The organism is Pseudomonas sp. NFACC41-3 (assembly GCF_900109505.1).
GTDB lineage: Bacteria > Pseudomonadota > Gammaproteobacteria > Pseudomonadales > Pseudomonadaceae > Aquipseudomonas > Aquipseudomonas chlororaphis.
In genome coordinates, this window is the sequence record NZ_FOAE01000001.1 from 903,049 (window position 1) to 914,871 (window position 11,823).

The 11,823-nt window shown below is 64.6% G+C and carries 12 protein-coding genes; 8 read left to right on the forward strand and 4 right to left on the reverse strand.

Annotation, left to right across the window (positions count from 1 at the left end; translation table 11 throughout):
* Positions 1 to 12 precede the first annotated feature (12 nt).
* Entirely contained in the window at positions 13 to 285 is a 273-nt protein-coding gene (locus BMY68_RS04140; RefSeq protein WP_053260665.1) for a metal/formaldehyde-sensitive transcriptional repressor, read from the forward strand.
* Positions 286 to 299: 14 nt separating this feature from the next.
* Positions 300 to 1,250 carry a CDF family Co(II)/Ni(II) efflux transporter DmeF gene (dmeF, locus tag BMY68_RS04145; protein ID WP_085531494.1) on the forward strand — a complete coding sequence of 317 codons (951 nt, stop codon included), beginning with the start codon at positions 300 to 302 and terminating at the stop codon, positions 1,248 to 1,250.
* A gap of 2 nt (positions 1,251 to 1,252) precedes the next feature.
* Here dmeF and BMY68_RS04150 read toward each other — a convergent pair whose 3' ends face one another.
* From BMY68_RS04150 to BMY68_RS04160, 3 genes are all read right to left on the reverse strand, one after another.
* On the reverse strand, positions 1,253 to 2,227 hold the full coding sequence (locus BMY68_RS04150) for an alpha/beta fold hydrolase (RefSeq protein ID WP_085531492.1): 975 nt from the start codon (positions 2,225 to 2,227) through the stop codon (positions 1,253 to 1,255).
* A gap of 91 nt (positions 2,228 to 2,318) precedes the next feature.
* A complete protein-coding gene (locus BMY68_RS04155; protein ID WP_085531490.1) occupies positions 2,319 to 2,666 on the reverse strand; it encodes an antibiotic biosynthesis monooxygenase family protein in 348 nt (115 codons plus the stop codon).
* A complete protein-coding gene (locus BMY68_RS04160) occupies positions 2,666 to 3,808 on the reverse strand; it encodes a cytochrome P450 (RefSeq protein WP_085531488.1) in 1,143 nt (380 codons plus the stop codon). Before BMY68_RS04160 ends, BMY68_RS04155 begins: the two co-directional genes overlap by 1 nt.
* An 81-nt stretch (positions 3,809 to 3,889) precedes the next feature.
* Here BMY68_RS04160 and BMY68_RS04165 point away from each other — a divergent pair, with 81 nt between their 5' ends.
* From BMY68_RS04165 to BMY68_RS04190, 6 genes are all read left to right on the forward strand, one after another.
* Positions 3,890 to 4,663 (forward strand): ArsR/SmtB family transcription factor, encoded by a 774-nt coding sequence (locus tag BMY68_RS04165; protein ID WP_085531486.1) that lies wholly within the window; start codon positions 3,890 to 3,892, stop codon positions 4,661 to 4,663.
* A 70-nt stretch (positions 4,664 to 4,733) separates the two neighbouring features.
* The gene (locus tag BMY68_RS04170; RefSeq protein WP_085531485.1) at positions 4,734 to 5,231 is read left to right on the forward strand and encodes a P-loop nucleotide/nucleoside kinase family protein; all 498 of its coding nucleotides are present in this window, start codon (positions 4,734 to 4,736) and stop codon (positions 5,229 to 5,231) included.
* Between the two features lie 1,064 nt (positions 5,232 to 6,295).
* Entirely contained in the window at positions 6,296 to 7,705 is a 1,410-nt protein-coding gene (locus BMY68_RS04175) for a circularly permuted type 2 ATP-grasp protein (protein WP_009043313.1), read from the forward strand.
* A 3-nt stretch (positions 7,706 to 7,708) separates the two neighbouring features.
* Positions 7,709 to 8,659 carry an alpha-E domain-containing protein gene (locus BMY68_RS04180; protein WP_007925069.1) on the forward strand — a complete coding sequence of 317 codons (951 nt, stop codon included), beginning with the start codon at positions 7,709 to 7,711 and terminating at the stop codon, positions 8,657 to 8,659.
* A complete protein-coding gene (locus BMY68_RS04185; RefSeq protein WP_085531483.1) occupies positions 8,656 to 9,453 on the forward strand; it encodes a transglutaminase family protein in 798 nt (265 codons plus the stop codon). Before BMY68_RS04180 ends, BMY68_RS04185 begins: the two co-directional genes overlap by 4 nt.
* Before the next feature lie 231 nt (positions 9,454 to 9,684).
* Positions 9,685 to 10,569, forward strand: a complete 885-nt coding sequence (locus tag BMY68_RS04190) for an N-acetylmuramoyl-L-alanine amidase (RefSeq protein ID WP_085531481.1) — start codon at positions 9,685 to 9,687, stop codon at positions 10,567 to 10,569.
* A gap of 82 nt (positions 10,570 to 10,651) precedes the next feature.
* On the opposite strand, the gene BMY68_RS04195 is transcribed toward BMY68_RS04190, so the two are convergent.
* Complete coding sequence (locus BMY68_RS04195) at positions 10,652 to 11,671, reverse strand: branched-chain amino acid aminotransferase (RefSeq protein ID WP_062825447.1); 1,020 nt, start codon at positions 11,669 to 11,671, stop codon at positions 10,652 to 10,654.
* Positions 11,672 to 11,823: the final 152 nt, after the last annotated feature.

Sequence of the window (11,823 nt, forward strand, 5' to 3'; positions counted from 1 at the left end):
GGGGGTATGGGTATGTCGCACACGCACGCACAGAAAGACGATCTGCTCAAACGGGTCCGGCGCATCCAGGGCCAGATGCAGGCGGTGGAGCGGGCCCTGGAGTCCGGCGCGGAGTGCGCCAAGACCCTGCACCTGGTGGCGGCCACCCGGGGCGCGATCAACGGCCTGATGGGGGAAATCATCGAGGCCCATGCCCTGGAACATGTGGCCCATCCTGAGCTCAGCGATGCCGAACGGGCCAAGGGCGTGAACGAACTGCTCGAAGCCATTCGCCGTTATTCCTGACTGGAGGCCACACCATGCGCCCGACCTTGCCCTCTGCAGGCTTGACCCACGACCACCACTTCCTCGGTGCCGCCCACGATGAAAACGCCCGTCGCACCCTGTGGGTGGTGGCGCTGACCTTCGTCATGATGATTGGCGAAATCGCCGCCGGTTATCTCACCGGTTCCATGGCCTTGCTCGCCGATGGTTTCCATATGGCGACCCACGCCGGGGCCCTGGGCATCGCGGCGGCGGCCTACGGTTTTGCCCGACGCAATGCCGACAATGCGCGTTTCAGCTTCGGCACCGGCAAGGTCGGCGACCTGGCGGGGTTCGCTTCGGCGCTGATCCTCGGCCTGGTGGCCATCGGCATTGCCGGCGAGTCGTTGCTGCGGCTGTTGCAGCCGACCCAGGTGGCCTTCACCGAGGCGACCGTGATCGCCGTGGCCGGGCTGCTGGTGAACATCGTCAGTGCCTTGCTGCTCTCCGGCGGCCATGTCCATCACGGCCACGTTCATCAGCAGGTTCATGAGCATCCGCACGAGCATTCACACGGGCACGGCCATCACCACGACAACAACCTGCGCTCGGCCTACGTCCATGTGCTGGCCGATGCCCTGACCTCGGTCCTGGCCATCGCCGCGTTGCTGGCGGGGCGTTACCTGGGATGGGTCTGGCTCGACCCGGTGATGGGCATCGTTGGCGCGGTGGTGATCGCCCGTTGGGCCTATAGCCTGATGAAGTCCAGCGCGGCGGTGCTGCTCGACACCACGGACGAACAACTGGCCGGCGAGATTCGCCAGTCGGTGGAAGCCGCCGGCGATGCGCGCATCACTGACCTGCATGTGTGGCAGGTCGGCCCGCAGGCGCGGGCGGCGATTGTCAGCGTGGTGGCGGCCGCCGGTGTCAGCGCCGAGACCATCCGCCAGCGCCTGGCGCCGGTCCACGAACTGTCGCACCTCACCCTCGAATATCGCAGCCTGTAACGCTAGGCCCCTGTCTGCACCACAGGCGGGCAGGGGTAATGCCGGCGCAGAAAATCCAGCAGCCGCAGATTGACCTCCTCGGCCTGTTCGCTCTGGATCCAGTGCCCGCAATCCGCCAGCCGATGCTGTTCCAGGCGCGGTACCTTGCCGGGCATGCGCTCCAGCGTGCGGGCTTCCAGCTGGCCCACCGGGTCGCGGTCGCCGATCATGAACAGGGTGGGCTGGCTCACCTGGCACTCGCCCAGGTGTTCGGTCCGTTGCCAGTTGCGCTCGAAGTTGCGGTACCAGTTCAAGGCGCCGCGAAAACCTCGCCCTGTAAAGGTGCGCCGGTACACCGCAAAATCCTCCGGCGTGCACCAGGCGGGCGGTGTGTGGCGCGCAGGCATGCCCTCGAACAGCAGGGCCGACGGGCTTTTTTCATCCAGCAGGTGTTCGCAGTCGTGCATGAAATGCAGCAGGCTGCGGTCGATGTCGGCGTCCAGTTCCCGCTCGGCGACGCCGGGTTCCTGGAAGTACAGGATGTAGTTGAAACGCTCGGCGAACAGCTCGCGCATGATCTCCACGGCCGGGCGTTTCGGGCGGCCGGCGAACGGCACCGACAGGGTCGCCAGGGCCTTGACCCGCTGCGGCTCCAGCAGCGCCAGGTGCCAGGCCACCACCGCGCCCCAGTCGTGACCGACGATGCAGGCCTGCTCCTGGCCCAGGGCATCCATCGCTTGTTGAATATCGGCGCACAGGGTCAACACGTCATAGGCCGCCACTTCCTCGGGGGCGCTGCTGTCGCCGTAGCCGCGCATCTGCGGGATCAGCACGCGGTAGCCGGCGGCCGTCAGCGGCGCGACCTGCCGGCGCCACGAATACCAGCACTCGGGAAACCCATGCAGCAGCCACACCGGCGGGCCGTCCAGCGGGCCGGCGGCATGCAGGTGCAGTTCGATGCCATTGAGCTTCAGGGCATGTTGGGTGATCTGGCTCATGAGCTTGTCCTCCCGGGTCCAGGCATGACCCTAGCAGAAGCCCGCTGACCCTCTGAGCACCATTCATTGGTCGAATAGGCGCCCAGCAGTGTTACCCGGCATGGGCCCGGCGGCTGTCCGCCGGCGCCTGCTCGCGCCGGCTCAGCCCGTAGTCGCGCGCCACCTCGGCGACCCGCAGCCGGTAGTCGGCGAACACCTGGGTCCGCCCCAGGGCCTGGGCCGTGCGATGGCGTTCCAGGGTGCGCCAGGCTTCGACCGCTTGCTCGTCGCGCCAGAACGACAGGGACAGCAGCTTGTCCGGCTCGCTCAGGCTCTGGAAACGTTCGATGGAAATGAAGCCGTCGATCTCCAGCAGCAGCGGTTTCAACGTGGCGGCGATGTCCAGGTAACGCTGGCGATGTTCCGGGCGGGGCAGGGCTTCGAATATCACGGCGATCATCAGTGCGACTCCGGCAGGCTAGTGAACAAGGGGATACGCCCGTTGAGCGAGGGCTTGTAGGTCCAGGCGATGGGCTGGTCGAGGGTCGATTGCCGCAGCAGCGCACCGACCACCGCGCTGGCGATGGCCAGGGCCAACTCTTGGCCGGGGCATTGGTGGCGTCCGCTGCCAAAGCTGAAACTGCGCCGCGCCTCGCGTTCCAGCAGCAGGCGATCCGGCTGCGGGTTCAACTGCGGGTCGCGATTGGCCGAGGCCAGCAGCACCAGCACCACTGCGCCGGGCTCCAGCGTCACCCCGGCGACGCTGCAAGGCGCGGCGACGAAGCGCCGGGTGTTCTGCACCGGCGGATCGTGGCGCTGCACTTCGGCCAGCAGGTCGGCGACCCGGGTGGGCGTCGCTCGCAGGTCCGCGAGCAACCGGCGATCGCCCAGCAGGGCGCAGAGGGTATTGCCGATCAGCCCGGCGCTGGCTTCGAAGGTCTGGGACAACAGGCCGATCAGGTTGGCGATCAGGCTGTCGCGATCTTGAGCGTCGAAGCCTGCGACGATCCGTTGCAACAGCGGGCTGACGGGCGGCTGATCGAGCAGAACCTCAAAGCGTCGAGTCAGTTGTCCGGCTGCCCGGTGGGCGGCATCCCGTTGTGCCCGGTCGCTGGCCGGCGACAGGCAGGCGACAAAGTCCGCTGTCAGCCCGGCAATCGCCGGCAACGTGTGCGCGGCAAAGCCCAGCAGCCCGGCGACCACCGCCACCGGCAGGTGGAACTGGCAGTCATGCAGCCTGGCCGTGGTATCCCTTGGCAGGCCCAGCAGCAGGGCGGCGACCCGCTGGCTGACTTCCTCGGCATGCACCTGTTGCAGGCCCGGCTCGATGGCGGCCCGGGGGCAACGCTGGCGTTCGCCGTCGTTCATCCGCATCAGCAGGCCGAACACTTGGCCGGCGGCACCGCCGACTATGCCCTGGGGCACCGGCTCGTGCGCAGGACGTACCCGACACTCGGGCTGGGCCAGCACCGCGGCCACCGCTGCGGCGCTGCTGGCCAGCCACATTCCCAGTCCGGGGTCGAAGGCCAGCCCGCCCCGGGCCCGCAGGCTGGCGTAGTAAGGGTAGGGATCGGCGTGGGTGACGGCGGTGATCGGGTCCATGGCGTGCGGCCTTATTCGCGGGGGAGAAGTGTTGCTACTATCGGCAACCTGCGAGGGGCACGATTCGTTCGGGAGCGAAATATGAATGCACAGCAGCACGACAACGCCGTATCCCAGGTCGCCGCGGCCATTGCCGAGCCGGCGCGGACGAAAATGCTCTGCGCGCTGATGGACGGCCACGCGCGCACCAGCACCGAACTGGCGGCGATCGCCGATGTCAGCGCCTCCACCGCCAGCGCGCACCTGGGCAAGCTCAAGGAACTGGCCCTGGTGCGCCTGCATGTGCAGGGCCGCCACCGTTACTACAGCCTCGCCGACAAACGCGTGGCCCAGGCCCTGGAAGCGCTGATGGTGATCGGCCGCAACGCCGCGCCCGCGTTCAGCCCACGCACTCCGGACCGCCTGCAGTTCGCCCGTACCTGCTACGACCATATGGCCGGCACCCTGGCGGTGCAGCTGCATGACCGCCTGCTCGAGGCCGGCTGGTTGCAGGAGCCGCAGGAGGGCGCCCAGGAGTACGTCCTGAGCCCGGCCGGCGAAGAGTTTTTTGTTGGGCTGGGCATCGATGTGCAAGCTCTGGCCAGCCTGCGTCGGCGCTTTGCCTGCCCGTGCCTGGACTGGAGCATGCGCCGCCCGCACCTGGGCGGGGCGCTGGGGGCGGCGTTGTTGCAGGAGGCGATCCGGCGCAAATGGCTGACCCAGGACCTGGACAGCCGGGCGCTGGGCTTGACCGCCCTGGGGCGCAAGGAGCTTGCCAGTCGGTTCGCCGTCCGGATCGAAGAGCCGGGCAGCCCGGCCCTGCGTGTCAGGAACGTTGCCAAACCGGGTCGCCCGGCCGTTACCCAGGCTTCATAGGCCGGTCCACAATCCCATGGCTGGCGTTGCCGTCAGCCTCCGAATGCAGTCCTGGCTTGGAGTCTTCAGCATGCTTATCGTCTTCAGTGGCCTGCCCGGCAGCGGCAAGACCACCATCGCCCGGGCCCTGGCCAGCCATCTGCGGGCTACCTACCTGCGCATCGACAACATCGAGCAGGCACTGCGCAACGGCGGGCTGGCGGAAGTCGGCAAGGCCGGGTACGACATCGCCAATGCCCTGGCCCGCAGCAACCTGGCCCTGGGCAACCGGGTGGTGGCCGATTGCGTCAATCCGGTCGCCGAGAGCCGCCAGGCCTGGCAGGGCATAGCCGAAGCCGAGCAGAGCCCGCTGCTCAACATCGAGGTGGTCTGCACCGACATCGCCGAGCATCGGCGCCGGGTGGAAAACCGTGAGGCGGATGTGCCCGGCCTGCGTCCGCCGAGCTGGCAGTCGGTGCTCGATCACGATTACCAGGCCTGGAGCGGCGAGCGCTTGACGCTGGACAGTTCGCTGTTGTCGCCGGCGGAGGCGGTGCGGATCATCGTCGGGCATCTGGAAACCTTGTAGTACCTGACCCACCGCGGCGCCTGGATCGCCAGCAAGCTGGCTCCTACACATTTTACGCTGTGTGCGAGTAGCTATTTATCCGCGAATCCCTGTAGGAGCGAGCTTGCTCGCGATGGCGGCGTGCCTGATTCACCGTGGTGCCTGCATCGCGAGCAAGCTGCGCTCCTACAGGTTCGGTGGTGGGGGTAGGGCGGCGATAAATCCTGGCTGATTGCACTGAATCAATAAAAAGTGGAATGAAGACTTCGGTGGATAACGTCGGCGAACGTTATTCCTTCGGGCGCGAACCGTGCGCAGTCGGAAATGCCCGGTTCAATTATGTCCGACACTTTTACAAACTAGCGCTGGCGAAAAGCTGAAATTGCGCCAATAGTTGGCGCTATTGGGTGTTTCGTTCGCCGTTGGTGCGTTTTCCGGACCGCTAATGGTGCGCTGTTCTTTCTCTCGGCAGGCCGCGTCAACTCTTGCTTTGTGCAAAGCGATAACAGCTGCTTTGCCAAAAATCCCCGTGTCAGGGCAAAAAAACCTTCCTCGACAGTTTCTGCACTTTTTTCGTTCGCGCCAGTGTTGTGCAAAGCCGTTCAGGCGGCTTTCTGGATAAAACGTTTCAGCGTCAACCGGGGACGGGGCCCCGTGGTTGAGTGAAAAATGCCGTCAAGCGGGCGTTTTTTCCCCCTTGGGGACTTTATTCGCAAGGAGGCGGGGTTTGGGCACAGCGATTGCTACAGCAGATAAACAGCCTTCGAATTCCAGTGAAGTGTGCTGTCGAAGTTTCGGAAAACTTTCAGATTGAAAGTTCACATTAAAACGAAAAAGGAGGTGACGAGTTCCACAACCAATGGACGTCATCGCGGGCGATCCATTGCCGAAAATCCATACGGGAAGTTTCGCCAGGCGACTGGCGTCAATAAGTGGGGGTATTTCCGCCAGCATCGAGCGGAATATTCAAGCCGCACAATGAGGTGCTCAACAGAACAGTTTCTATCGCACAGCGTAAGGCCCGATTTATTGAAACAGAGAGTTTAAATAAAAAAGCCGTTTAAACCACGGCGAGGAGTTGGGGTATGTCCCGTGCTTTTTTTAACGAAATGTATGATGCGAGTGGTGGCTGCCGCCCACATTACCAGGAGTTCGCCCGCTGGCTGGCGGACACTCCCGTGGAGCTGCTGGACCAGCGTCGGCGCGAAGCCGACCTGCTGTTCCACCGCGCTGGCATCACCTTCACGTTGTACGGTGACGAGCAAGGCACTGAACGGCTGATTCCCTTCGACATCATCCCGCGCAGCATCAAGGCCAGCGAATGGCGGAACGTCGAGCGCGGCTGCATCCAGCGGGTCCAGGCATTGAACATGTTCCTGGCCGATATCTACCACGGGCAACGCATTCTCAAGGAGGGCATCATCCCGGCCGAGCAGGTGCTGGCCAACGAGGGTTACCAGGTGGCGATGCGCGGCCTGGATTTGCACCGCAATATCTATTCGCACATCTCCGGCGTCGACCTGGTGCGTGACGGCGACGGCAGCTACTACGTGCTGGAAGACAACCTGCGCACCCCCAGCGGCGTGAGCTACATGCTCGAAGACCGCAAGATGATGATGCGCCTGTTCCCCGAACTCTTCGCCGCGCAACGGGTGGCGCCCATCGACCACTACCCGAACCTGTTGCTCGATACCCTGAAAAGCTCCAGCCCGCTGGACAACCCGACGGTGGTGGTGCTGACCCCGGGGCGCTTCAACAGTGCCTATTTCGAGCATGCGTTCCTGGCTCGGGAGATGGGCGTGGAACTGGTGGAAGGCGCCGACCTGTTCGTGCGCGACGACCGCGTATTCATGCGCACCACCTCCGGTGCCCAGGCGGTGGATGTGATCTACCGCCGCCTCGATGACGCCTTCCTCGACCCCTTGTCGTTCAACCCCGACTCCATGCTCGGCGTGCCCGGGCTGATCGCCGCCTACCGTTCCGGCAACGTGGTGCTGGCCAACGCGGTGGGCACCGGGGTGGCGGACGACAAGTCGATCTACCCCTATGTCGACGAGATGATCCGCTTCTACCTGAGCGAGGAACCGATCCTGAAGAACGTGCCGACCTGGCAATGTCGCAAACCCGAGGAACTGTCCCACGTACTGGCCAACCTGCCGGACCTGGTGGTCAAGGAAACCCAGGGCTCCGGCGGCTACGGCATGCTGGTGGGGCCGGCGGCCACCGCGGCGGAGATCGAAGACTTCCGCGCCCGGCTCAAGGCCCGCCCGGAGGCCTATATCGCCCAACCCACCCTGTGCCTGTCGACGTGCCCGACCTTTGTCGAGAACGGCATCGCCCCGCGGCATATCGACCTGCGTCCGTTCGTCCTGTCGGGCAGCGAAACCCGCCTGGTGCCGGGCGGCCTGACCCGCGTGGCCTTGCGCGAAGGCTCGTTGGTGGTGAACTCGTCGCAGGGCGGCGGCACCAAAGACACCTGGGTCGTGGAGGATTGACCGATGCTTTCAAGAACTGCTGCAGACCTCTACTGGATGTCCCGTTACCTGGAGCGCGCCGAGAACCTGGCGCGCATGCTCGAAGTCAGTTACTCGCTGTCGCTGATGCCCCAGGCGGGGCGTAGCGACGGGCATGCCGAGCTGGCGATGTCGCTGCTGGCCGCCGGCACCCTGGACGACTACAACCAGCGTTACGGCGAACTGAACACCGAACGCATGCTGCACTTCTTCGCCCTCGACGAGACCAACCCCGGCAGCATCTATTGCTGCCTGCGGGCGGCGCGGACCAACGCCCACGCGGTGCGCGGGCGCATCACCGCCGACATGTGGGAAAACATCAATGCCACCTGGCTGGAGATGCGCAACATCGCCAAGAGCGGCCTGGGGCGCTACGGCATCAGCCATTTCTGCGAATGGGTCAAGGAGCGTTCGCACCTGTTCCGTGGCGCGACCTCGGGCACCATCATGCGCAACGACGCCTATTGCTTCATTCGCCTGGGCACCTTTATCGAGCGGGCCGACAACACCCTGCGCCTGCTGGACGCGCGCTACGAAATGTTCGGCGAGGAGTCGGAGGAGGTCAGCGACAACTCGGCCCGCGGCTACTACCAGTGGAGCGCCTTGCTCCGCGCCCTGTCCTCGTTCGAGGCGTTCAACGAGATCTACCGCAACGCGCCGGGGGCCGAGCAGGTGTCCGAGATGCTGCTGTTGCGCGCCGACGTACCACGCTCGCTGCATGCCTGCGTCGAGGAGCTGGACCAGATCCTCGCCAGCCTGCCGGGCAACAACGGCCGTCCGGCCCAGCGCCTGGCCGCCGAGCTGAACGCGCGCCTGCGCTACACCGGGATCGACGAGATCCTCGCGTCGGGCTTGCACCTGTGGCTGAGCGATTTCATCGCCCAGATCCGTCACCTGGGGCAGACCGTCCACGAATCCTATCTGGAGGTTGTATGAAACTTTCCATACGCCACGACACCACCTACAGCTACGCCGACGAAGTCTGCACCAGCATCCAGTTCCTGCGCCTGACCCCGCAGAACAGCGAGCGCCAGCACATCCTCGAATGGCACCTGGAACTGCCGCGCCTGGTGCGCAGCCAGCTCGATCCCTACGGCAATATCCTGCACGTGCTGACCATGGACGAACCCCATGGCGCCCTGGTCCTGAGCGCCTATGGCCAGGTGGAAATCGACCAGGCCCGGGAGGTGGAACACGACAGCCAATCGCCGCTGCCGTTCCTGCGCAGCAGCCCGCTGACCAAGGCCGACGCGGCCCTCGGCGCCTTTGCCGCGCAGCACTGCGGTACCCGGCGCGACCGCGCGGCGCTGATCGAGCTGATGCATGCCCTGGCCACGCACATGGTCTACAGCCCGGGCGCGACCACGGTGGACACCACCGCGGCCGAGGCTTTCGCCGGCCGGGTCGGGGTCTGCCAGGACCACACCCATGCGTTCCTGGCCTGCGCCCGCGGCCTGGGGATTCCCGCGCGTTATGTCTCCGGCTACCTGTGCACCGAAGACGAAAGCCACCTGGCCAGCCACGCCTGGGCGGAGGCCTGGATCGACGGCGGCTGGTACAGCTTCGACGTGACCAACCGCCTGGCGCGGCCCGAGCGGCACCTGAAGCTGGCGGTCGGCCTCGACTACCTCGACGCCTGCCCGGTGCGCGGCATGCGTCGCGGCGGTGGCGCCGAGCACATGCTGGCACAGGTCCAGGTGAACTCGATGTTCCAGGTCCAGCACCAGTAACCGCGACCTTTTCCGCACCATCGGGCATGCCGGCCCCGGCATGCCCACCCCTTGGGGCGTAGTAGCCCTGCGTGGCCCATCATCCGCGCTCTCTGTCGTCGGACTTTCTCAGCGACTTTCGGACTTTTCCTAAAGACAGTCTTTCCTCCCGGTCCCTAGCATGCCCCACTCCGCAGGCCTGCAACGCAGCAAGCCGGGCGGGGAAAGGAAAGTAACGTTCAAGGGCAAGTCATGAAGAAATACACCACGGTCTTAAGCCTCTTGCTGGCGATGACCGGTTGTACCAGCAGCCACCAAGACACCTCCGAGGCAAGGCTTACGGAGAAAGAGGGCTACGTCCTTTCGAAAGGCGAAAGGGCGGTGGCGCAGAACCATCGGATCCGTTTCCTGGTCCTGCACTACACCGCGCTCGATCAGGCGCAGTCCTTCGAAACGCTGACGCGATCGGAACACGTCAGCGCCAACTACCTGATTCCCGACCGGCCGAAGACCTACAAGGGCTTGCCGGTGGCCGACCAGTTGGTCGATGACCACGACCGCTCCTGGCACGCGGGAGTGAGCCAGTGGAAGAACCGCAGCAACCTGAATGACACCTCGCTCGGGATCGAGATCGTCAACGCTGGCTGGGACAAGGACACCGGCCAGTTGCTGGGCGAGCCCTACAACGAGCGCCAGATAGAACTGCTGATCAGCCTGACCCGGGACCTGGTCAGGAAGTACGACATACAGCCGACGGACATCGTCGGGCACTCGGATATCGCCCCCGGGCGCAAGATCGATCCGGGGCCGTTCTTTCCCTGGAAACGGCTTGCCGAAGCCGGCATTGGCGCCTGGCCCGACGAGCGCACCATCGACGACTACCTGGCTCGCTTCAGCGTGTCGCCGCCGAGCATGGTCCAGGTCACGAAGGCGCTGCAAACCTATGGTTATGGCTATCTGGACCAACAACCGGAAAGGGTGGTGGAAGCCTTCCAGATGCGCTTTAACCAGGAGAATGTCAGCGGGATCGTGGATATCCGCACGGCTGCCATCCTGTTTTCCCTGATCGACAAATATCACGGCAAGGACAAGGCAAGCGCCATTCTGCTGCCGCCGGAAGTGGCGGCTCTCGGCTAGGGGCACAGGTTTCGGCGCCCATGAAAAAAGCCCGCCGTTCGCGGTGGCGAAGGGCGGGCTTTTCAGCACCTGGCGGTTGGGGTCAGACCTTGACGATCCAGCCGGCTGGCGCTTCGACGTCGCCGGTCTGTACGCCGGTCAGCTCTTTGTAGAGCTTCTGGGTGATCGGGCCGACTTCTTTTTCGCTGTAGAACACGTGCAGCTTGTCCTGGTACTCGATGCCGCCGATCGGCGTGATCACCGCGGCGGTACCGCAGGCGCCGGCTTCCTTGAAGTCCGACAGCTTGTCGATCAGCACGTCGCCTTCGATCACTTCCAGGCCCAGGCGGGTCTTGGCCAGTTCGATCAGCGACAGGCGGGTGATGCCCGGCAGTACCGACGGCGACTTCGGCGTGACGAATTTGTTATCAAAGGTGATGCCGAAGAAGTTGGCCGAACCGACTTCCTCGATCTTCGAGTGGGTCAGCGGGTCCAGGTAGATGCAGTCGGCGAAGTGCTTCTTCTTGGCTTCCGAACCTGGCATCAGGCTGGCGGCGTAGTTGCCACCGACCTTGGCCGCGCCGGTGCCCTGGGGCGCCGCGCGATCGTAGGTGGAGATCAGGAAGTTGTGCGGGGTCAGGCCGCCCTTGAAGTAGGCGCCGACCGGAATGGCGAAGATCGAGAAGATGAACTCGGGGGCGGTGCGCACGCCGATGTTATCACCCACACCGATCACGAACGGGCGCAGGTACAGCGCGCCGCCGGTGCCGTAAGGCGGGATGAAGCGTTCGTTGGCGCGTACCACTTGCTTGCACGCTTCGACAAACTGCTCGGTGGACACCTGCGGCATCAGCAGGCGCGCGCAGCTGCGCTGCATGCGGGCGGCGTTCTGGTCCGGGCGGAACAGGTTGATCGAACCGTCCTTGCAGCGGTAGGCCTTCAGGCCTTCGAAGCACTGCTGGCCATAGTGAAGGGCGGTGGAGCCTTCGCTGATGTGCAGCACGTTATCTTCGGTCAGGGTGCCTGTGTCCCACTCGCCGTTCCGCCAGTGCGACAGATAGCGCTTGTCTGTCTTGATGTAGTCAAAACCCAGCTTGTCCCAATTGATGCTTTCGTTACCCATGACACCCTCTATCGCTTAACAACCGTCGCAACGGCTCAAGGCTTCTGACGTTTTTTGGATGGGCACAACAATACTGCATTCCGGGGGGGCACCGCATCCCGGACGATGGGAGGGGCAGCAAAAAAACCTGGCCTGCTCATGAACCCTCCTGT